The organism is Paenibacillus glycanilyticus, assembly GCF_051200795.1.
Lineage (GTDB): Bacteria > Bacillota > Bacilli > Paenibacillales > Paenibacillaceae > Pristimantibacillus > Pristimantibacillus glycanilyticus.
In genome coordinates this window covers 4,022,650-4,043,954 of the sequence record NZ_CP195155.1, presented here as the reverse complement: position 1 = coordinate 4,043,954, position 21,305 = coordinate 4,022,650, and the positions used below count along the sequence as shown (strand labels likewise).

At 55.7% G+C, this 21,305-nt stretch carries 18 protein-coding genes; 17 read left to right on the top strand and 1 reads right to left on the bottom strand.

The window, feature by feature from the left end; translation table 11 throughout:
• The first annotated feature begins 112 nt into the window (after nt 1-112).
• The 11 genes from ACR9FF_RS18475 (at nt 113) to ACR9FF_RS18425 (ending at nt 12,324) form a co-directional block, all read left to right on the top strand.
• Entirely contained in the window at nt 113-2,887 is a 2,775-nt protein-coding gene (locus ACR9FF_RS18475) for a calcium-translocating P-type ATPase, SERCA-type (RefSeq protein ID WP_435163599.1), read from the top strand.
• 115 nt (nt 2,888-3,002) lie between these two features.
• A complete protein-coding gene (dapF, locus tag ACR9FF_RS18470; RefSeq protein WP_435172161.1) occupies nt 3,003-3,836 on the top strand; it encodes a diaminopimelate epimerase in 834 nt (277 codons plus the stop codon).
• 12 nt (nt 3,837-3,848) lie between these two features.
• Nucleotides 3,849-5,747, top strand: a complete 1,899-nt coding sequence (locus tag ACR9FF_RS18465) for a bifunctional homocysteine S-methyltransferase/methylenetetrahydrofolate reductase (RefSeq protein WP_435163597.1) — start codon at nt 3,849-3,851, stop codon at nt 5,745-5,747.
• A gap of 314 nt (nt 5,748-6,061) precedes the next feature.
• On the top strand, nt 6,062-6,322 hold the full coding sequence (remA, locus tag ACR9FF_RS18460; RefSeq protein WP_005548256.1) for an extracellular matrix/biofilm regulator RemA: 261 nt from the start codon (nt 6,062-6,064) through the stop codon (nt 6,320-6,322).
• Nucleotides 6,323-6,335: 13 nt separating this feature from the next.
• Complete coding sequence (gene gmk / locus ACR9FF_RS18455; protein WP_435163594.1) at nt 6,336-6,953, top strand: guanylate kinase; 618 nt, start codon at nt 6,336-6,338, stop codon at nt 6,951-6,953.
• A gap of 17 nt (nt 6,954-6,970) precedes the next feature.
• On the top strand, nt 6,971-7,183 hold the full coding sequence (gene rpoZ, locus ACR9FF_RS18450) for a DNA-directed RNA polymerase subunit omega (RefSeq protein WP_201001151.1): 213 nt from the start codon (nt 6,971-6,973) through the stop codon (nt 7,181-7,183).
• 302 nt (nt 7,184-7,485) lie between these two features.
• The gene (locus tag ACR9FF_RS18445; RefSeq protein WP_127493446.1) at nt 7,486-8,244 is read left to right on the top strand and encodes a DeoR/GlpR family DNA-binding transcription regulator; all 759 of its coding nucleotides are present in this window, start codon (nt 7,486-7,488) and stop codon (nt 8,242-8,244) included.
• Nucleotides 8,245-8,272: 28 nt separating this feature from the next.
• Nucleotides 8,273-9,001 carry a (Fe-S)-binding protein gene (locus ACR9FF_RS18440; protein ID WP_435163591.1) on the top strand — a complete coding sequence of 243 codons (729 nt, stop codon included), beginning with the start codon at nt 8,273-8,275 and terminating at the stop codon, nt 8,999-9,001.
• Nucleotides 8,998-10,512: a LutB/LldF family L-lactate oxidation iron-sulfur protein gene (locus tag ACR9FF_RS18435; protein WP_435163589.1), complete on the top strand. Its 1,515-nt coding sequence runs from the start codon at nt 8,998-9,000 to the stop codon at nt 10,510-10,512. The genes ACR9FF_RS18440 and ACR9FF_RS18435 overlap by 4 nt, the downstream gene beginning before the upstream one ends.
• Nucleotides 10,505-11,245 carry a LutC/YkgG family protein gene (locus ACR9FF_RS18430; RefSeq protein WP_435163587.1) on the top strand — a complete coding sequence of 247 codons (741 nt, stop codon included), beginning with the start codon at nt 10,505-10,507 and terminating at the stop codon, nt 11,243-11,245. The genes ACR9FF_RS18435 and ACR9FF_RS18430 overlap by 8 nt, the downstream gene beginning before the upstream one ends.
• Nucleotides 11,246-11,739: 494 nt before the next feature.
• Entirely contained in the window at nt 11,740-12,324 is a 585-nt protein-coding gene (locus ACR9FF_RS18425) for an HAD family hydrolase (RefSeq protein WP_435163585.1), read from the top strand.
• A gap of 44 nt (nt 12,325-12,368) precedes the next feature.
• Here ACR9FF_RS18425 and ACR9FF_RS18420 read toward each other — a convergent pair whose 3' ends face one another.
• Nucleotides 12,369-13,274, bottom strand: a complete 906-nt coding sequence (locus tag ACR9FF_RS18420; RefSeq protein ID WP_435163583.1) for a DnaJ domain-containing protein — start codon at nt 13,272-13,274, stop codon at nt 12,369-12,371.
• 206 nt (nt 13,275-13,480) lie between these two features.
• Between ACR9FF_RS18420 and coaBC the strand changes: the two genes are divergently transcribed.
• The 6 genes from coaBC to rlmN all read left to right on the top strand — a co-directional run bounded on the left by coaBC (nt 13,481) and on the right by rlmN (nt 21,304).
• Nucleotides 13,481-14,716 carry a bifunctional phosphopantothenoylcysteine decarboxylase/phosphopantothenate--cysteine ligase CoaBC gene (coaBC, locus tag ACR9FF_RS18415; RefSeq protein ID WP_127493433.1) on the top strand — a complete coding sequence of 412 codons (1,236 nt, stop codon included), beginning with the start codon at nt 13,481-13,483 and terminating at the stop codon, nt 14,714-14,716.
• Nucleotides 14,713-17,214 carry a primosomal protein N' gene (gene priA / locus ACR9FF_RS18410; RefSeq protein WP_435163581.1) on the top strand — a complete coding sequence of 834 codons (2,502 nt, stop codon included), beginning with the start codon at nt 14,713-14,715 and terminating at the stop codon, nt 17,212-17,214. Before coaBC ends, priA begins: the two co-directional genes overlap by 4 nt.
• 33 nt (nt 17,215-17,247) lie before the next feature.
• Entirely contained in the window at nt 17,248-17,733 is a 486-nt protein-coding gene (gene def, locus ACR9FF_RS18405) for a peptide deformylase (protein WP_201001133.1), read from the top strand.
• A gap of 4 nt (nt 17,734-17,737) precedes the next feature.
• Nucleotides 17,738-18,688 (top strand): methionyl-tRNA formyltransferase, encoded by a 951-nt coding sequence (fmt, locus tag ACR9FF_RS18400; RefSeq protein ID WP_201001131.1) that lies wholly within the window; start codon nt 17,738-17,740, stop codon nt 18,686-18,688.
• Entirely contained in the window at nt 18,685-20,160 is a 1,476-nt protein-coding gene (gene rsmB / locus ACR9FF_RS18395) for a 16S rRNA (cytosine(967)-C(5))-methyltransferase RsmB (protein ID WP_435163578.1), read from the top strand. Before fmt ends, rsmB begins: the two co-directional genes overlap by 4 nt.
• Before the next feature lie 97 nt (nt 20,161-20,257).
• Complete coding sequence (rlmN, locus tag ACR9FF_RS18390) at nt 20,258-21,304, top strand: 23S rRNA (adenine(2503)-C(2))-methyltransferase RlmN (RefSeq protein WP_127493423.1); 1,047 nt, start codon at nt 20,258-20,260, stop codon at nt 21,302-21,304.
• Nucleotide 21,305: the final 1 nt, after the last annotated feature.

The window sequence follows — 21,305 nt, the reverse complement described above, 5'->3', positions numbered from 1 at the left end:
GTTAAACCAAAAACTTAAGTCTTTAAGTGGGATATTTTGCAGTTTGTCCGAATACATTTAGGCTTGAGAGGCTGTCCGAGAGCGCTCGGCATATACGGGAGGGAGTCGTACAATGGAACAATTGAAATGGCACCAAATGGAAGCGGGCGAACTGGCGAATAAGCTGGGCAGCTCGCTTGCGCAAGGGCTGTCTGCATCGGAAGCAGAAGACAGGCTGTCGAAGAACGGGCGAAACGAGCTGGCGGAGGGCGAGCGTATTTCCCCGGTCGTGCTTTTCCTGAATCAATTCAAAGATTTCATGGTGCTTGTGCTAATGGGCGCTACTCTCATATCGGGGCTCTTGGGCGAATATTTGGATGCCGTGACGATTGTGGCCATTATCGCGATTAACGCGGTACTCGGCTTCATTCAGGAATTCCGTGCGGAAAAGTCGCTGAGTGCCCTCAAGGAATTGTCCGCGCCTACGGCAAAAGTGATTCGGGGCGGACAACAGTTGATGATTGCAGCCAAAGAGCTGGTTAACGGGGATGTTATACTGCTCGAAAGCGGCGACCGCATTCCGGCCGATATCCGGCTGATTGAAGCGAACAGCTGCTATGCCGAGGAATCTGCCCTGACGGGCGAATCGGTGCCGGTCGGCAAGCATGCCGCCGCTATTCATGAAGAGGACCTGCCGCTGGGCGACCAACGGAATTTGGGCTTTATGGGGACCATGCTTACGCGCGGAACAGCCAAAGGGGTTGTTGTCCGGACGGGCATGGAAACGGAAATGGGTAAAATCGCGGGACTCATTCAACAGACCGAATCAATGGAAACCCCACTTCAGCACAGACTGGAGCAGCTAGGCAAAATATTAATCGCCGTTGCGATCGGGCTTACGATTATGGTCGTTGTTGCCGGCATTCTGCATGGACAGCCTGCCTACGGCATGTTCCTGGCCGGTGTCAGCCTTGCGGTAGCGGCTATTCCGGAAGGACTCCCGGCCATCGTTACGATTGCGCTTGCCCTTGGCGTACAGCGGATGATCAAACGGAAGGCGATTGTCCGAAAGCTGCCTTCCGTGGAAACGTTAGGCTGCGCTTCGGTTATATGCTCCGACAAGACCGGCACGCTTACGCAAAATAAAATGACCGTTACGAACGTTTGGCTGGGCGGACGGCATCTTCAGGTGACGGGCGAAGGTTATGAGCCGGTTGGAGCTGCTTTCGAGGATGGCTCCATGGTGGACGCGAAGCACGATATTGCCCTCAAGCGTCTCCTGCAGATTTCGGCGCTTTGCAATAACGCGACCATTACGCAGGCGGAGCAGCAGGATTCGAAGAAAAGGAAAAGCAAGGAGCCGCAAGAGGAATGGGTGCTGAAGGGCGATCCGACGGAAGGAGCCCTTACCGTTCTCGCTGCCAAGCTGGGGATGTCTGCCAAATCGCTGGAAGGCTTATATAAGAGGGAAAAGGAATTTCCGTTTGATTCCGAACGGAAGCGGATGAGCGTTCTCGTCTCGCATCAGGGTGGCAAGGTTGTGTATACGAAAGGCGCTTCCGATATGCTGATGGACCATTGCAGCTACGTGTTATGGGACGGCAAGGTAGTGCCGTTTACCGCCACGCTCAAGAAAAAATGCGCGGATGCCGCAGAAGAAATGGCGCAAAACGCGCTGCGCGTGCTTGGCCTCGCTTACCGGGATATCCGCAGCGGCGAAGCGACGGAGACGGAAAGCGATGTGGAATGCCAGCTTGTATTTGTCGGCCTGACCGGCATGATCGACCCGCCGCGCCGCGAGGTGCGCGATGCGATCGCGACCTGCCGCAGAGCGGGCATCAAGACGGTAATGATTACGGGCGATCATCAGTTGACCGCGGAAGCGATCGCTCACCAGCTTGGCATCATGCCGCGCGGCGGCGTAGCGCTGAGCGGCAGCCAGCTGGAAAATATGACGGACGATCAGCTCGACAAGCATGTCGACAACATCTATGTCTACGCCCGCGTATCGCCGGAGCATAAGCTCCGGATCGTCAAATCCCTGCAGAGAAAAGGGCATGTGGTTGCCATGACTGGCGACGGCGTTAACGATGCACCGGCAATTAAAGCGGCCGATATCGGCATCGCAATGGGCATTACCGGCACGGATGTCTCGAAGGAAGCTTCCGCGCTTGTATTAAGCGACGACAACTTTGCGACGATCGTGTCGGCCATCGAAGAAGGCCGGAGCATCTATGAGAATATCCGCAAATTCATCCGTTACCTGCTGGCGTCCAACGTCGGCGAGATTCTGACGATGTTCCTGGCGATGATGGCGGGTCTTCCGCTTCCGCTCGTGCCGATTCAGATTTTGTGGGTGAACCTTGTGACGGACGGTCTGCCGGCGATGGCGCTTGGGGTTGACCAGGCGGAGAAGGATCTGATGCAGCAGAAGCCGCGCTCGGCCAAGGAAAGCGTATTTGCAAGACGGCTTGGCTGGAAAATCATCAGCCGCGGCGTATTGATCGGGGTATGTACGCTAGGCGCCTTCTGGATTACGTTAAAGCTTGCTCCGGGTACGGCCGCAGAGCAGCTTACCAAGGCGCAGACGGTCGCTTTTGCCACGTTGGTATTGGCCCAGCTCATTCACGTCTTTGACTGCCGCAGCTCGCGTTCTATCTTCCACCGCAACTTGTTCCAGAACCGTTACCTGGTGCTTGCCGTTCTATCGTCCTTGGTCCTGATGATCGGGGTGCTCTACATTCCGATGCTTCAGCCGATCTTCAAGACGGTGCCGCTCAACTTCCGCGAATGGTGCCTGGTATTCGTAGCCGCCGGCATTCCTACCTTCCTGATGGGTATCGGCAGCGTGCTTGGAACAAGCAAGCCTAAAAGCAAGCCGGCAAAAATGGCGTTCAAAAATGTGTAACGAAGTACAAATGATGATCGGAATTATGAATAGCGTTTCCCTTTGCTTTGCGGTATGCTAAGGAAAAATGATAGCTTATTTTATCCATTGGCTGCAGTAAAGGGGGAACACCATGATGAAGTTTACAAAAATGCATGGTTTGGGGAATGATTTTATCGTTATCGCCGGCGAGCGGCAACTGCCTGGCAATGTAGCGGAGCTGGCTATAGACCGCTGCAACCGGTTTTTCGGTATCGGCGCTGATGGGCTGGTGTACATCCTTCCTTCGGAAGTGGCGGATTTCCGCATGCGCATCATCAACTCCGACGGCTCGGAGGCCGAGCAATGCGGCAACGCGATTCGCTGCGCGGCGAAATACATTTACGATAACGGCCTTACGGATAAAGAGGAATTAACGATCGAAACGCTTGGCGCCGGCGCGCAGACGGTTCAACTGGAAGTAGCGGACGGCAAAGTGCAGCAGGTTCGCGTCGATATGGGAGAGCCGATTCTAAACGGTCTGCAGGTGCCTACTACGGTTGACGAAGAACGCGTAATCGAGCATCCGATTGAAGTGGACGGCCGCGAATTCCGATTCACGGCCGTATCGATGGGCAATCCGCATTGCGTGATCTACGTGAACGATGCCGCAAACTTTGATCTTGCGACTTGGGGACCCAAGCTCGAGACGCATCCGATGTTCCCGCGCAAAATCAATGTGGAGTTCGTTACCGTAACTTCCCGCGAACACGCGGAAATGCGCGTCTGGGAACGCGGCGCGGGACCAACGCTGGCCTGCGGCACCGGCGCATGCGCAACGGTCGTTTCCTCCGTATTGAACGGCTTAACGGACCGCACGGCGGTCGTAACGCTCAAGGGCGGCGACCTGACGATTGAATGGAACGAAGCGGATAACCATGTTTATATGACTGGACCTGCAGCCGAAGTCTACCGCGGCGAATGGGAATAGGGAGAAATGAATATGAAGCCCGATTTAAGAACGAAGCTTAAGCAGCGTATCTTGACCGGGGACGGCGCGATGGGAACCTATCTGTATCAGATGGGGTTCCCTGTCGGCGTTTCTTACGAAGAATTGAATATGACCCGCCCGGATGTCATTGAAGGCGTCCACCGCCGGTACTATGAGGCAGGGGCGCGCGTAATCGAGACCAATACCTTCTCTGCCAATCTGGTCAAGCTGTCCAAATACGGCCTGGAGCCGGATATGGAAGCGATTAACCGCGCCGGGGTGCGGATTGCGAAAGCGGCAGCAGGCGAGGATGCCTACGTGGTTGGCGCTGTTGGCTCGATCCGCGCGGGCAAGCTGAAGGATGTGCGGACATCCGAGGTCAGCCAGGCATTTGAGCGTCAGCTCGACGTTTTGCTTGCCGAAGGCGTGGACGGAATTCTGTTTGAAACGTTTTATGATTTTGACGAAATGCGCCTGGCACTGGGGCTTGCCCGCAAGCTAACCCAGCTGCCTGTCATTTGCCAGTTTGCCGTTCAGGATGTCGGACGGACGCAGGACGGTACCGGCTTGCTGGATGCCTTCACTTTATTGAAGGATGAGGGAGCGGATGTCGTCGGTTTCAACTGCCGGAGCGGCCCGAACGGAATCATGCGGGCGGTTGAGTCGATAAGCGGACCGGTAGAGCTGCCGCTGTCCATCTTCCCCAACGCGGGTATTCCCGATTACGTTGACGGCAAATACAAGTATTCGGCCGGACCGGAGTATTTTGCCGAGACCGCTCTGCAATTCGCGGACCGCGGCGCGCGGATTATCGGCGGATGCTGCGGAACAACGCCGGAGCATATTGCGGCCATGGCGAAAGCATTGAAGGATTATGTTCCGCTAAGCGGTGCAACAGCCGTTGCGAATGCCGACTCCCCGGAGGCGGAGGTTATCGTAATCGGGGCGGAACCTGCCGAAGTGGTGAAAAATGCTTCCGGGGAGCGGGCGGACACGCCGATTATTTCGGAACCATCGCTGGTGGACACCGTAAAAGTAAGGCATACGGTTATCGTTGAGCTGGATCCTCCGCGCGATCTGGATATCACGAAATTTATGGCCGGCGCAGCTGCCATCAAAGCCTGCGGAGCGGATGCCATTACGATGGCCGACAACTCGCTGGCGGTGACCCGTATGAGCAACCTGGCGCTTGCCGCGCTGGTGAAGGACCGAATCGGCTTGCGTCCGCTCGTTCATATCGCCTGCAGGGACCGCAATCTGATCGGAACGCAGTCGCATCTGATGGGGCTGGACGCACTCGGAATCGACCATGTGCTGGCGGTTACCGGCGATCCGGCGCGTTTCGGCGATTTGCCGGATTCCAGCTCGGTGTATGACCTGACCTCCTTCGAGATGATCCGGATGACCAAGCAGCTTAACGACGGCATCGCCTTCTCCGGCAAGCCGCTGAAGCAGAAGGCCAACTTTGTTGTTGGCGCGGCGTTTAATCCGAACGTCAAGCATCTGGACAAGGCAGTGCAGCGGCTGGAGAAAAAGATCGCTTCCGGCGCGGATTATATTATGACCCAGCCGGTCTATGATCCGGCGCTCATCGAGAAAATCGCGGATGCGACAAAGCATTTATCCGTTCCGTTGTTTCTCGGCATTATGCCGCTTGCGAGCGGGCGCAATGCCGAATACCTGCATAACGAGGTTCCGGGCATCCAATTATCCGATGAAGTGCGGAAACGGATGGCGGGACTCGAAGGCGCGGCGGGGCGCGCGGAAGGCGTTCGAATCTCCCAAGAGCTGCTGGATACCGCTATCCGTCATTTCAAGGGCATTTACTTCATGACACCGTTTATGTTCTACGAAATGGCGGTCGAGCTGACGGACTACGTATGGGCGAAAACGGGGATGCAAAAACGCTAAAATAGTCCGTTTTCGCAATTTCTCTTGTTTTCTCTTGTTCGTTTCCCCAAAATCCTTTAAACTATATAACAATGGATCGGGCTGCCTTTTTAACCGGCTGCATCTTTCCCGGGACAGGCAGTGTCCCCGGAATAGCGGGAACAGGCATGGAGGCGCGGCGCGGAACGTATGCTCCGGACTTTTTTCGTCAACAATAGTGCAATGGTTCTGTCGTTATTTGGCAGGGTGGAGCAATTCATCAGGGTCCAATACATTTATACTAATATATGATTTATACGGGAGTTGCACGAGGAAGACCGGAGGGGGAACCTGACTTGGCTATTAAACTTATTAATATCGGCTTCGGCAATATTGTTTCGGCCAATCGCATTATTTCAATTGTTAGTCCGGAGTCGGCACCAATTAAACGGATTATTCAAGAAGCACGCGACAGACACATGCTGATTGACGCGACTTACGGAAGACGCACGCGCGCTGTTATCATTACGGACAGCGACCATGTCATTTTATCGGCGGTGCAGCCGGAGACGGTTGCTCATCGCTTGTCGACCAAGGATGACGATAACGACGAATAATACGGGGAGTAATATGGATAAGGGATTGTTGATTGTATTGTCCGGACCTTCAGGCGTAGGTAAAGGAACCGTGTGTTCCGTCCTTCGCCAAAAGGTGCCTGAGCTTGTCTATTCCGTATCGGCCACGACGCGGAAGCCGAGACAAGGCGAAATCGATGGCATTAATTATTTCTTCAAGACGAGAGAGCAATTCCAGGAGATGATTGTCAAAGACGCGCTGCTCGAGCATGCCGAGTATGTAGGCAACTGCTACGGTACTCCGCGCGACTTCGTCGAGAGTACGCTTGCCAGCGGCAAGGACGTCATTCTGGAAATTGAAGTTCAAGGCGCGTTGAAGGTGAAAGAGAAGTTCCCGGAAGGCGTGTTTGTCTTCTTGCTTCCTCCATCGCTTGACGAACTGAAGTCCCGCATTACGGGCAGGGGAACGGAAACCCAGGATACGATTAATAACCGGATGACGGTAGCGGTTGAAGAAATGAGCTTAATCCGTCATTATGATTATGCGGTTGTTAACGATCAGATTGATGCCGCATGCCATCGTATCCAAAGCATTATTGTGGCTGAGCATTGCCGCAGAGACCGGTATTATTCCCATTTGGCAGAGCTGCCGGCTGCTACCGAGAAAGTCTGAGCGAGAGGTGAAGAACAATGTTGTATCCATCGATTGATGAAATGGTGAAAAAAGTAGACAGCAAATATTCGCTTGTAGTTGCGGCTTCCAGACGCGCACGCATGCTGCGCAACGGTGAAAAATCCGAGCTTCGCAGCCCGAAATCCCGCAAATTTGTTGGCGTTGCACTGGAAGAAATTTTCCACGACATCGTGCAAGTTGAACAAACAGCGGACAAACAACAACAATAAGATTTCTTGAAAATAGGATGGAGCTGATCAGCTCCATCCTATTTTTTTTGCTTTTTTCGTTTCCGGCCATGTCCGTTTTTGTTTGAAATAACAGTTTTCAAAAATAAACAAACATGTTAACATATAAACAAACAAAAACAAATCTAATCGGAGGGAAAACAAAATGGCTCGCAAGTTATGGGATTCCTGTTAACCCGGCATGTTGTCCTTCTGGTTCCGATCCTTCGTTGTATAATAGATAGCTTGGCCTTAAAATATCGATAGGTATGGAAAAATTGAGAAGAAAGAGAAAGAGGTAGGCTATGCTGGTTGCGGAAAGGTACGAAACGATAGTTCGATTGGTGAATGAGCGGGGCAGCATCCGGGTATCGGAGCTGAGCGAGCTTTGTCAGGTCACGGAGGAGACGATCCGCCGCGATCTGGACCGCCTGGAACAGGCGGGACGGCTTCGCCGCTCGCATGGCGGCGCGGTCAGCGTGAAGGATACGCAGCCGGAGACTCCGGTAGCGGAACGGGAAATTATGCATGCAGACGAGAAACGACGTATTGCGGAAGAAGCGGTCAAGCTGATCAAGCCGAACGACCGGATTTTGCTGGACGCCAGTTCCACGGCATGGTATATGGCATCGATCCTGCCGGATATTCCGCTCACGGTTTTGACCAATTCGATTAAAGTTGCCGTCGCCCTAAGCAATAAGGAGAAGATTGAAGTGATCTCGACCGGCGGCATTTTGGCTTCGCGTTCTTTATCTTATGTAGGGCCGCTAGCGGAACGTTCACTCGAATCCTATCATGTAAACAAGCTGTTTTTATCCTGCAAGGGCGTGCATCTGGAGCGTGGCATCAGCGAATCGAATGAGCTGCAGGCACGCATTAAGCATAAAATGCTCGGCATTGCGGAGCAGGTTATCCTGCTTGCGGATTCCAGCAAATTCGGCGTTCAGGCGTTTACCCATGTAGGCGATCTGGCGGAAGTTGACGCCATTATCACGGACCGCCGGCTTTCCCAGGAAGCCGCAGCCGGACTATCCGAGCGTTCAATACCGGTTACGATGGTTTAACGAATCGATACGTTTGTGAGGTGACGAGGTGAAGGTCTCATTATTTATCACCTGTCTTAGCGACACGATATATCCCCGAGTGGGCGAGGCAATGGTCAGACTGTTGGCCAAGTACGGAATTCAGCTGCATTTTCCAACGGTGCAAACCTGCTGCGGCCAACCCGCCTTCAACAGCGGTTATTGGAAGGAGGCGCGGGAGAGCGCGAAGACGATTCTGGATGCGTTCGAGGATTCGGATTTCGTAATTTCTCCTTCCGGCTCGTGCACGGGCATGGTTCATCACTATCCCAAGCTGTTTGAAGCGGATCCGGTTATGCATGAGCGGGCATTGAAGCTTCAACGCAAATCCTACGAATTCACGCAATTTCTTGTTCAGGTGCTTGGCGTAAAAGACGTCGGCGCGGTATTCCCGCACAAAGTGACGTACCATCCTTCCTGTCACGGCAGCAGGCTGCTTGGCATTAAAGAGGAGCCGATGGAGCTTATGCGCCATGTGCGGGGGCTTGAGCTTGTGCCGCTTCCGTTTGCGGAGGACTGCTGCGGCTTTGGCGGCACGTTTGCGGTAAAGATGGCCGATATTTCCGGCGCCATGGTAACCGAGAAGGTGGACCATGTGCTGGAGACGGAAGCCGAAGTGCTGGTAGGACTCGATCTGGCTTGCCTGATGAATATTGCCGGCAACCTGCGGTACCGCAATCAGCCGGTAAAGGTGATGCATTTGGCAGAGCTCTTGTATGAAGGGGTGAAGCAGGCATGAGTACGGCTGGAAATGCATCAACGGTAAAAGAACGCGCGGAGCTGGCGCTGAACGACGAATTTCTGCGCAAAGCGGTCAAGTTCACGACGGAACGGCTTCGGAACGGCAAGAAACAAGCTTCCGCCGAGCATGGCAATTGGGATGACTGGCGGGAGCGAGGACGGCAAATCCGGCTTCATACGATCGCTCATTTGGATTACTACTTGAATATGTTTGCGAATCAGGCGCGCGCTAACGGCGTGCATGTGCATTTTGCCGAAACGTCTGCGGAAGCGGTAAAGCTGTCTCTCGAGATTGCGGAGCGCAAGCAGGCGAAGTCGGTTGTAAAATCGAAATCGATGGTTACGGAAGAGCTGCATTTGAATCATGAGCTTGAGTCCATTGGCGTTGAGGCCATTGAAACGGATCTTGGCGAATATATCATTCAGCTTGCCGGCGAGACGCCTTCCCATATTATTATCCCGGCTATTCACAAGAACCGTTATCAGGTGGCTGATCTTTTGTCCCGGGAAGCGGGGGAGACGCTAGCTCCGGATACGTCCATTCTTGCAGGCTTTGTGCGCAAAAAGCTTCGGGAGAAGTTTCTGGAGGCGGATATCGGGATGACCGGCTGCAATTTTGCGATTGCTGAGACAGGCTCGATGGTGCTTTTCGAGAACGAAGGAAACGCGCGGATGGTCACAACCGTTCCGAAGACGCAGATTACGCTGATGGGGATGGAACGGATTATTCCGTCCTGGGCGGATCTGGAGGTTATGGCTACGCTGCTGCCGCGTTCGGCGACAGGACAGAAGCTGACGGTTTACATGTCCGGCATTACCGGCCCAAGACGCGAAGTTGACGCGGACGGACCGGATGAGATGCATATTATTATCGTCGATAACGGACGATCCCTGCAGCTGGGCGATCCGGAGTTCCAGGAGCTCCTGAACTGTATCCGCTGCGGCGCTTGTCTAAACGCTTGTCCGGTATACCGTCACATCGGCGGACACGCATACGGCGGTACTTACAGCGGTCCTATCGGTGCCGTGCTGACGCCTGCTTTGCAGAAAAACGTAGCGGAGTGGGATGATATCGCCAACGCTTCAAGCTTGTGCGGCGCCTGCTACGAGGCCTGTCCGGTCAAAATTCCGCTTCACGAAATGCTGATTTATTTGCGCCGGCGCAAGCAGGAGCAAGGGCATGGCAATGCGGCGGAGTCGGTCGGGATGAAGGGCTTTGCCGCCGTCATGGGCAGCTCGAAGCGTTATGCCGGACTTGTGAAGCTGGGCAAGCTGGGGCAAAAGCTTGTCGTAAGGGACGGAGGAATCCGTCTGAAGCTAGGCCCGCTTAAAGGCTGGAATACGTACCGGGTAACGCCAAGCCTGCCGAAGAAGTCGTTCCGCGACCAATGGGGGACGCTTGAGCAGGAGCTGCGACATGGATTGAAGGAAGTTGCTCCCGACGTGCGCAGCCGGATGGAAGCCATTGTGCAAGGCAGAGACAGCAAGGGAGGCAACGGTCATGGCTAAGCAGGCGGATTCCCATGAGGAATGGCTGAAGCAGCTGGCGGAAGAGTCGAAGCGGAAGCAGGAGGCGTTCATGAACGGGATTGCCCAGAAGCTGAGACGTCCCCGGGTGACATCGGCGCCGGAGCACCCGTTCCGCGGGGCGCCGGATTTCTGGCAAGCGTTCGAATGGCCGCTTGAGGAACGCGTGGACCGGTTCGAGGCGAACTTCAAGGCAGCCGGCGGGCATGTGGAGCGGGTTGCCGACATGGAGGCGGCTAAGCTGTTTATCGCGGAGAAGGCGGAAGCGCTTGGCGCCAAATACGTCATCCGGCAAAATCAGCCGGAGTTAAACGGGCTTGGCCTCGAGGAGACGCTTGCCGCGTCCGGGGCGGAAGTGCGCGTATGGAACAGCGAGGCGGAGGAGAACTGGAGAGCGCGCGCGGCGGAATCGGACTTCGGTATTGTAATCGCCGACTATGCAGCCGCTTATACCGGCTCCGTTACCGTCTTATCCTCGAAGGATAAAGGCCGCTCGGTGAGCTTGCTGCCGACCGTATTGTTTGTTCTGATCCCGCTGGAGCGTTTGAAGACGCGGCTTGGCGAGATCCTGATCCGTTTCGATGAAGCGGGGCGCGAGCAGCTGCCGGCCGGGATTCATTTTATTTCCGGACCAAGCCGTTCGGCCGATATCGAGAATGATCTGACGATCGGCGTTCACGGACCCGGCGTAGTTCATGCTTTGCTGATCGGTTGAATTTGTGCATGCCCTCAAGCACGGGCTGGCGCTTCTGCGCCGGATTAGAGTTTGAGGGCTTTTTGCAACGGCAGTCACCTCGTGTAGGGACACCAAATCAATCATTACTACGATCCCGGCGATCCCGGCGATTTTTACAAGGCTTAACGATGCGGGGCATCGTTAAGCCTCTTCTTTTCACCCTTTAGAGATTCCTTAGCGATGTGACGTATCGTTAAGGAGCGTCAAATCAGCCATTTTTTCCGTTTTCGTCTGATTTTCACATTGCTTAACGATGTGACACATCGTTAAGCCTCTCTTTTTCCCCTCTTAGGGACTCCTTGGCGATGTGACACATCGTTAAGCCTGGCCAACGGATTAAACTCATACTTGAAACGCTTTAGGATGTTCCTCGATAAGCGTTTCAAGTATGGCTGTAGAGCAGGAAAAGACTGAACTGGCTTGAATTAGTAGGAGAAAGCAATGAGATTATCCGTGAGGAGGAGGCGCTGCCTGTGAAATTGAAACCGGAGCTCGTGCTAGACGCGGCGGGCGTGATTGTGACGAATTTTTCGCCGCGGTTTTGGCAGGAGCTTGTATGGCGGTATGGGCTGCCCTACGACAAGCTGGCCCAATTCAAACAGGAGATCCGCGTGAGTTTGTGGACGGGCGTTATATCTGAAGATGAATTCTGGGACGAGATTTGCAGCCGGTTTCCGGCAATGGACAGGGATGAAGCCAGAATACGGCTGTTGTCCCAGATTACGCCGTTGCCTGCCGCGGACCAAATTCCGCGCTGGAGCGAGCATGCCCATATCCATCTGCTCAGCAACCACCGCTCGGAATGGCTGGAGCCGATCGTTGAGCCGCTGCGTCCGTATTTGCGCAGTATCACGATCTCCAGTACGGCTGGCTGCTGTAAGCCCAATGCACCCATCTACGAACTGGTTGAGCAGCATTTCGAATCAAGGGCATCCGTCTTGTTTGTGGACGATCAGGAAAAAAACTTCAAGGAACCCGAGCTGCGCGGCTGGACGAATGTACTCGCCGACGAGCAGGGGGATTGGGTGAATCGGGTCAACCGGTTTCTTGCCATATAAAAGCAGCAGGCTCCCATGGGAACCTGCTGCTTTTACTTTTCCTATTATTTGGTTTCGAGGAATTTCTCGATGAACTGAAGTGCTTTTTCGGTGTTTTTGGAGCCTTCGCGAACGCTGGCGATATAATTGTCCTTGGCTTGCATCGGAATATTTCCGATGATCGGGCTGCCGGAGATTTTTACGCCGTACGTATGCTCGGACTGATCCTCTTCCGTCTTTTGCTTGAAGCTGTCCTCCGGCTTAAGCAGCTTAGTAATAGCCGTCTGCGAATCCAGATTCATAAACGCGCCTTGCGTGCCAACCCAGTTAAACGCAGCCGTATCCGTAATATAGATGTCCGGGCGCTCCGTGGCGAGTACGACCATCGCTTTTTGCTGGGAAGCAATGTCCATTTGATCCTTCGCATCCAGCGGTACGTACGTGAAGTTGACTTTAAACCGCTTGAATTCCGGGAACTGCTTAATGAGCGCTTCTTCAATATCGGCCTCTTCGGTCTGCTTGCCCGCGCTGTCGCTCATATAATATTCGCCGAGGAACATGATGGACAGATCCACCGGCGGAAGCTTGGCCAGACGCTCCTGCTCAGCCCGATGGTCCAGATAGCTGTTAATGCCGACGATAACAAGAATGAGGGCAATAATGCCGCCAAGCACATGGAACTTGTAGTAGCGCCAGAAATGGTCTACTTTCTCCGCGGAGCCGGCCATTTTCTTGTACTTGCCGTATTCTTGCTGGTTGAATGCTTCATTGGCTTTCCGGTTGTCCTCGTCCAGAATATACCGGTAAGCGCGCGTGACTTCTTCAAAGTCGGCCTGATCGGTTCCTTCCGGGTTCTCTCTTTGTCTCGCCCGAGCTTGTCGCATTAAGGTGGTGTAACGCTTATCGACCTCTTCTTTCGAAGCGTTTTCAGGAAGACCCATCGTTTCGTAAGCTCGTTTCAGTTCGTCCATGGAGCTGCTCTCACCTCTGTTAGGATTAGAAAAAAATAATAGCTACTCTCTAGTATACGGATTTGAATAGAAGATTTCCATTCCTCCATCTGGGAACGGTGCAGGCTACAAATTGGGATGACCTATGGTATGATAGGAAAAAGCGCGAATGGGTCTCACCTAAACGGTCAATACATAGATTAACAGCATAAATCGGGGGAAACAGTATGTTGAGAGGAAAAACGATAGTATTAGGCATTACCGGCGGTATTGCTGCCTATAAAGGCGCGGCGCTCTGCAGCAAGCTTGTGCAGGCGGGAGCGGAGGTGCACGTCATTATGACGGAGTCGGCAACCAAGTTTATTACGCCGCTGACGCTGCAAACCTTGTCCCGGCATCCGGTGCACATCGATACGTTCGACGAGAAGGACCCTTCGGTCGTTACTCACATTGACTTGGCGGACCGTGCCGATCTGGTCGTAATTGCGCCGGCAACCGCGAATATTATAGGAAAAGCGGCTAACGGCCTGGCCGACGACATGCTGAGCACTACGCTGCTCGCCGCGACAAGCCCGGTTCTGATCGCTCCGGCCATGAACGTGCATATGTATGAACATCCGGCGGTTATCCGCAATCTGGAGCTGCTGGCATCCCGAGGCGTCATGTTTGTGGAGCCGGGAACGGGTCAGCTGGCTTGCGGCTACGTAGCCAAAGGCCGTCTTGCGGAACCTGAGGATATCGTCATAGCGGTTCACTCCCTGCTGAAAGCGAAGGAGCAAGGAACGCTTGCGGGCAAGCGCGTGCTGGTAACGGCGGGAGGCACGATGGAGCGTCTCGATCCGGTCCGATATTTAACGAACGATTCTTCCGGCAAAATGGGCTTTGCCATCGCGGAGGCCGCCAAGGTGATGGGCGCCGAGGTTACGGTTATCGCGGGCAGAACATCCGTTGATCCGCCGGCCGGCGTGAAGGTGATTCGGGTAGAATCGGCGCAGCAGATGCTTGATGCCGTGCTGGAACGGTTCGAAGAATCGGATATCGTGGTTAAATCGGCGGCCGTGGCGGATTACCGTCCGGTGACCAGACACGGCCAGAAGATTAAGAAGTCCGGGGAAACCTTAACGCTTGAGCTGGAGAAAACGACGGATATTTTGCAGACGCTTGGCGAGCGGAAGACGCATCAGCTCTTGATCGGATTCGCGGCGGAGACGGAGCATCTGGAGAAATACGCCATGGACAAGCTGAAGCGCAAAAATGCCGATCTGATCGTGGGCAATGACGTCAGCCAGGAAGGCGCAGGCTTCAATGGGGATACGAACATCGTACAGCTGTACGGTCCAAGCGGATTAATCGAGGCGATGCCGCTGCTGTCCAAGCGCGAGACGGCGCAACGCATTCTGACGATTGCGGCACAGCGCCTTACGGAGGTAGCGGCCCAAAGCGGAGGTCGGGGCGAAGAATGATTGCCAAAGTGATCGTGGACGTGCCGAGCCGCCAGACGGACCGGCCGTTTGATTATAAAGTACCGCCCGGCATGGAGAGCTGGATTGAGGTCGGCAGCCGGGTAGGCGTTCCTTTTGGCCCCAGGGTGCTCCAAGGTTTTGTCATTGAGCTCGCGGAGACGGCGGATGTGGATCCCATGAAGCTTAAGGCCGTATCCGAGCTGCTTGATCCGGTTCCGCCGCTGCTGCCCGATCTGATCGAGCTGGCCAAATGGATGAGCGACAAATATTGCTGCTCTTGGACGACCGCCCTGCAGGCCATGATTCCGGCCGCGCTGAAAGGGAAAGCGGAACGCTATATCAGCCTGAACGATGATCCGGATTATACGGCGGACGACTATGGCCTGACGGCGCTGCTGCCGGAGGAGATGCTGACGTGGATCGGCAGGCAGAAGCAGCTTAAGCTGGGGACGCTGCAGCAGCGGTATCCGGAGCACTCTGCGGCGATAAAAGAAGCGCTCCGCGATGGGCTGCTTCAGGAGCAGACTTCGATCCGAGACCGTCTGGCGATCCGCAAGGTACTGACCGTATTCCCGCCGGATGATGAAGCTGCGGCGCGCGAAGCGCTGGAGAGCTTCCCTGCCCGGGCCGGGAAGCAGCGGGAGCTGCTCGCTTTTATGCTGGAGCGAGGGGAGGCAATGACGCTGCAGGCGCTGCTGGCGGAAGCAGGCGGTTCGCCCGCCAGCGTCCGGGCGCTTGCGGACAAGGGCCTGCTTGGCCTTCATGAGGTCGAGCAGGAACGGGATCCGTACGCAGGCAGGGATTTCCAGCGGACCGTACCTCTGCCGCTTATGCCCGGCCAGCAGGACGTGTATGAGCGGATTGCCGGCACGGTAAGCCGCGGCGAACCGCAGGTGTTGCTGCTTCACGGCGTCACGGGAAGCGGCAAGACCGAGGTCTATATGCAGTCGATCCAGCATTGTCTGGAGTTAGGGAAGCAAGCGATCGTGCTGGTGCCGGAGATTTCGCTTACGCCGCAGATGGTGGAGCGGTTCAAGGGACGCTTCGGCGAAGCCGTCGCCGTGCTGCACAGCCGGCTGTCCAACGGCGAGCGTTATGACGAGTGGCGCAAAATCCGGAGCCGCCGCGTCCAGGTCGCTATCGGGGCGCGCTCGGCGATCTTTGCACCTTTTGAACGGATTGGGCTTATTATTATTGATGAAGAGCATGAATCCTCTTACAAGCAGGAGGAGAGCCCGAAATACCATGCGCGGGATGTCGCGGTAAGGCGGGCTCGGCAGCATGGTGCAGCGGTTGTGCTTGGCTCCGCGACGCCGTCGCTGGAATCGTTCGCGGCCGCCAGCCGGCAGCCTGCGCCCGGCAAGGAATCGGCGCTGCTGCCGATGCCGGAGCGGGTCGGCAGCCGTCCGATGCCGCCGGTGCAAGTCATTGACATGCGCGGCGAGCTGCAGGACGGCAACCGGTCGATGTTCAGCCGGAAGCTGCATGCCGCGCTTGCCGATAGACTCGAACGCGGCGAGCAGTCGGTGCTTCTGCTTAACCGGCGGGGCTACTCCACCTTTGTGATGTGCCGCTCCTGCGGGTATACGGCTGCTTGCCCGCATTGCGACATATCGCTCACTTTTCATCAGAAATCGCGGGCGCTGCGCTGTCATTATTGCGGGCATGCCGAGCTGGCTCCGAAGGAATGCCCGTCCTGCAGCAGCGAGCATATCCGCTATTTCGGGACAGGGACGCAGCGGGTAGAGGAAGAGCTCGCGAAGCTGTTCCCGGGAATTCGGGTGATCCGGATGGATGTGGATACAACCTCCGAGAAGCATTCCCACGAGAAGCTGCTGAAGCAATTCGGCGAGCGGAAAGCCGATGTGCTGCTGGGCACGCAGATGGTCGCGAAGGGGCTCGATTTTCCGTACGTTACGCTGGTTGGCGTAATAGCCGCGGATACGTCGCTCAATCTGCCGGACTTCCGTTCGGCGGAGCGGACATTCCAGCTGCTGACGCAGGTAGCCGGGCGCGCCGGGCGCCATCATCTTCCCGGGGAGGTTATCATCCAGACGTATTCTCCCGAGCATTACGCTATCCTTACCGCCCAGCATCATGATTACGCCGCATTTGTGCGGGAAGAGCTGAAGCACCGGAGCGTGATGGGCTATCCGCCTTTTTGCAGGCTGGTTCTGGTGACGATGTCGCATGAGCAGCTGCCTTTGCTGTCTTCGGTCAGCGAACAGTTTGCCGAGCGGCTTAGGGGATTAGCGGCGGATGAGGGGGTTCTTGGCCCGCTTGAAGGCGGTCTACCGAGGGCAATGGATATTCTTGGGCCCGTGGCATCGCCCATTTCCAGAATGAAAGATCGCTACCGTTTTCAATGTGTGATAAAATATCGTGGAAACATCGACGTACCCGCGCTGCTAAGGCATGCAATGGCGCCTTTTGTGGAGGGCTCGCCGGCAAAGCAGGCGCAGTTCAGCATCGATGTCGACCCACAAGTCATTTTATAAAATAGATAACGATTGTAAAGGAAGGTAACGGCCATGGCCATTCGTATTATTGTGAAAGAACCCGATCCGGTGCTCCGCGAGACGGCAAAGGAAGTAACGAAATTCAACTCCAATCTTCAGAAGCTTCTGAAGGATATGGCAGAGACCATGTACGACGCGGACGGCGTTGGGCTTGCGGCTCCGCAGATCGGCATCTCGAAACGCGTCATCGTTGTGGATATCGGCGACGAGACGGGGCTCATCTCGATGGTTAATCCCGTTATCGTTGAAAAAGAAGGCGAGCAGGTTGGTCCGGAAGGCTGCCTCAGCATCCCTAACCTGAACGGCGACGTGAAACGTTACGAGCGCATCGTCATAAACGGGCAGGACGGGGAAGGCAATCCGTTTACGGTGGAGGCAAGCGGCTTCCTTGCGGTTGCGTTCCAGCATGAGATTGATCATCTGAATGGCATTCTGTTCACGGATATTGCGCAAAATGTATACGACATTACGGCAAGACAAAGAAAAGGCGGCGAGTAAAGGAATGCGTATCGTATTTATGGGAACGCCGGAATTCGCCGTTCCTTCTCTGCGGCTTCTGATCGAGCAGGGCTACGACGTAGTCGCTGCCGTGTCGCAGCCGGACCGCCCGAAAGGACGCAAACGCGTATTGACGCCGCCTCCTCTGAAGGAAGCGGCTCTTGCGCTTGGCCTGCCGGTTCTTCAGCCGGAGCGGATGCGCAGCCCCGAAGCGGTTGCGGCCATTGCCGAGCTTCAGCCGGATCTGATTGTCACGGCCGCTTACGGGCAAATTTTGCCGAAGGCGCTGCTTGACATCCCGCGGCTTGGCTGCATCAACGTGCATGGCTCGCTGCTGCCGCGCTACCGCGGCGGCGCTCCGATTCAGCGCTCGATTATTAACGGCGAGACGGTTACCGGCGTAACGATTATGTACATGGCGGAAGGACTCGATACCGGCGATATGATCAGCAAGGTTGAAGTTCCGATTACGGATGAGGATACTTCGGGTACTTTGTTCGAGAAGCTGAGCGCTGCCGGCGCCGAATTGCTGGGACGGACGCTTCCTGCCCTGATTGCAGGCGAACTGAAGGCCGAGCCCCAGGATAACGAGCTGGCTACGTACGCGCCAAACTTAACGCGCGAGGACGAGCGGATCGACTGGAGCAAGCCGGCGCGCAGCATTTACAACCAGGTGCGCGGATTGTCTCCGATGGCAGGCGCTTTTACATACCTGAACGGCGAAGTGTTTAAAGTATGGGCATGCGCGAAGCCTGACGGCAAGGCGGGCAACGGAACAGCTGCTCCGGGTACCGTGGTTGCGGCAAGCACCTCCGGCATTGACGTGCAGACCGGTGACGGGCTGCTTCGCCTGCTTGAAGTGCAGCCTGCAGGCAAGCGGGTTATGACGATTGCGGACTGGCTGCCGGGTGCAAGATTGTCTTCCGGCGCCGTATTTGGCGGTGGCGAAGCATGAGCGAACGGGAATCTTTAAAACCGCAGCCAAAGCGGAAGCCAGGCGGAAAAGGCCAAGGCCGTGGGCCCGGACCGGAGGGGCGCAAGGAACAGCGTCCGGCACGCGTCCGTACGCCGCGCGAGCTTGCGCTTGATACGCTGGTGAAGGTGGCGGAGACCGGTGCGTACAGCAACCTGCAGCTCAACCGTGTCCTTCAGGATGCACAGCTGCAGCGCGCGGACGCTGCTCTTGTAACCGAGCTGGTATACGGAACGATTCAGCGCCAGCTGACGCTGGATCATTGGCTTGGCAAATTCGCGGCCAAAGGGCTGCACAAGCTGGAGCCTTGGGTGCATCAGCTATTGCGCATGAGCGCTTATCAATTGCTGTATCTTGACCGTATTCCGGCCCATGCTGCGGTGAACGAGGCGGTTACCATTGCAAAGCGCAGAGGACATCAAGGAATTTCAGGAATGGTGAACGGCATTCTTCGCAGCATTGACCGGAACCGCGCGGAGCTGACGGTTGATGCCATCGTGGACAAGAATCCCGTCGTGCGGATCTCCGTCAGGCATTCTTATCCGGAGTGGCTGGTTGAACGCTGGGTCAAAGCGTACGGCGCGGAAACGGCGGAAGCGATCTGCGCTTCGGGCAATGAGCCGCCGCATGCCAGCGTTCGCGTCAATCCGCTCCGCTCATCGCGAAACGAGGTGCTGAGCCTGTTGACCGAGCAGGGCGGCGATGCCGAGGCCTCAAGACTTGCGCCTGCCGGTATCGTGGTGAGGCGCGGAGGCAATCTGGCCGATACGGAAGGCTTCCGCGACGGCCTCTGGACGATGCAGGACGAAAGCTCCATGCTGGTCGCCGAAGTGGTCGCGCCTAAGGCAGGCATGCAGGTGCTGGATTGCTGCGCTGCGCCGGGCGGGAAAACAACCCATATGGCGGAGCTAATGGGCGGCAAAGGCAAGGTCTATGCCAACGACCTTCATCCGCATAAGCGCCAGCTTATTGTCGATCAGGCGGTACGTCTCGGCCTTCAAAATATCGAGGCGATTACCGAAGACGCCGGCAAGCTCGGCGAGCGGTTTGCTCCGGCTTCGATGGATGCGGTGCTGCTGGATGCGCCATGCTCGGGATTTGGCGTTATCCGCCGCAAGCCGGAAATCAAATGGACCAAAACAGCGGGCGATGTCGCCGAGATCGCGGCAATTCAGCGCAGGCTGCTCGGGGCTGTTGCAGGGCTGGTTAAGCCTGGCGGAACGCTGGTGTACAGCACCTGCACGATCGAGAGCGCGGAGAACGAAGAACAGGTGGCGGCTTTCCTGACGGAGCATCCCGAATTCCAGCTTGACGCGGAATGGCCGGAGGAAGCTCTCGCGCCCCTACGCGAGAAAGGCATTGTCGACCGTTCTTTTGACGGACAAGCGCAGCTGCTTCCGCATCATTACGGCAGCGACGGCTTCTTCATTGCCCGTCTCCGCAGGCGCCCGTAGGGCCCCTTGTGGCTCGGCATGGGCGTTTGTGGTAAAATAAATCATCAGCGCCGGCATAACGGCGCGCTATTTCAGAGTCAGGTGTGATAATAAGAAGATGAAACCAATAATTTATGACTATAACCTAGATCAGCTTCAAGACTGGATGAAAGAGAACGGCGAGCCGGCTTTCCGCGGCGGACAGCTGTTCGATTGGCTGTACGTGAAGCGCGTGAAGAGCTTTGAGGACATGTCCAATCTGCCGAAGCCGCTTCGCGAGAAGCTGGAGGAGTCTTTCCAGTTCGTGACGCTGTCGGAAATCACGAGATTCGAGTCGAAGGACGGCACGGTCAAATTCCTGTTCGGCCTGCATGACAACCACGCGATCGAGACCGTTATCATGCGCCATGATTACGGAAACAGCATCTGCGTAACGACGCAGGTCGGCTGCCGGATCGGCTGTACCTTCTGCGCTTCGACGCTTGGCGGCCTGAAACGCAATCTGACCGCGGGCGAGATCGTTGCGCAAGTGGTAACGGCCCAGCAGATGCTGGATGCAACCGGAGAACGCGTATCAAGCATCGTTATTATGGGCTCCGGCGAACCATTCGAGAATTATGACGCCACGATGACCTTCCTGCGTATTATGATTCATGAGAAGGGTCTGAATATCGGCCAGCGCCATATTACCGTCTCGACAAGCGGTATCGTACCAAGCATGTATAAATTCACGGAAGAGAATACGCAGATCAACCTGGCCATCTCGATCCATGCGCCTAATGACAAGCTCAGATCCAAGCTGATGCCGGTTAACCGCCGCTTCCCGTTTGAGGATGTAATGGCAGCCTGCCGCAATCATATTGCGAAGACCGGCCGCCGCATCACGTTTGAATACGCCTTGATCGGCGGCGTTAACGACCAGGCCGAGCATGCGCAGGAGCTTGCCGACGTGCTTCAAGGCATGTTGTGCCATGTCAACCTGATCCCGGTTAACCACGTGCCGGAGCGGAACTATGTACGCACGCCGCGCAATGACATTTTCGAATTCCAGCGCATTCTGGAAAAGAACAAAATCAATTGCACGATCCGCAGGGAGCAAGGCCATGATATTGCGGCTGCATGCGGCCAATTGAGGGCGAAACATATGGAGTCCACGACGAGGTGAT

Coding starts and splice junctions, on each gene's coding strand:
- rlmN (WP_127493423.1), top strand. CDS start 20,258: ATGAAACCAATAATTTATGACTATAACCTAGATCAGCTTCAAGACTGG.
- rsmB (WP_435163578.1), top strand. CDS start 18,685: ATGAGCGAACGGGAATCTTTAAAACCGCAGCCAAAGCGGAAGCCAGGC.
- priA (WP_435163581.1), top strand. CDS start 14,713: ATGATTGCCAAAGTGATCGTGGACGTGCCGAGCCGCCAGACGGACCGG.
- fmt (WP_201001131.1), top strand. CDS start 17,738: ATGCGTATCGTATTTATGGGAACGCCGGAATTCGCCGTTCCTTCTCTG.
- rpoZ (WP_201001151.1), top strand. CDS start 6,971: ATGTTGTATCCATCGATTGATGAAATGGTGAAAAAAGTAGACAGCAAA.
- coaBC (WP_127493433.1), top strand. CDS start 13,481: ATGTTGAGAGGAAAAACGATAGTATTAGGCATTACCGGCGGTATTGCT.
- ACR9FF_RS18430 (WP_435163587.1), top strand. CDS start 10,505: ATGGCTAAGCAGGCGGATTCCCATGAGGAATGGCTGAAGCAGCTGGCG.
- ACR9FF_RS18475 (WP_435163599.1), top strand. CDS start 113: ATGGAACAATTGAAATGGCACCAAATGGAAGCGGGCGAACTGGCGAAT.
- ACR9FF_RS18465 (WP_435163597.1), top strand. CDS start 3,849: ATGAAGCCCGATTTAAGAACGAAGCTTAAGCAGCGTATCTTGACCGGG.
- gmk (WP_435163594.1), top strand. CDS start 6,336: ATGGATAAGGGATTGTTGATTGTATTGTCCGGACCTTCAGGCGTAGGT.
- dapF (WP_435172161.1), top strand. CDS start 3,003: ATGAAGTTTACAAAAATGCATGGTTTGGGGAATGATTTTATCGTTATC.
- ACR9FF_RS18435 (WP_435163589.1), top strand. CDS start 8,998: ATGAGTACGGCTGGAAATGCATCAACGGTAAAAGAACGCGCGGAGCTG.
- ACR9FF_RS18420 (WP_435163583.1), bottom strand. CDS start 13,274: ATGGACGAACTGAAACGAGCTTACGAAACGATGGGTCTTCCTGAAAAC.
- ACR9FF_RS18445 (WP_127493446.1), top strand. CDS start 7,486: ATGCTGGTTGCGGAAAGGTACGAAACGATAGTTCGATTGGTGAATGAG.
- def (WP_201001133.1), top strand. CDS start 17,248: ATGGCCATTCGTATTATTGTGAAAGAACCCGATCCGGTGCTCCGCGAG.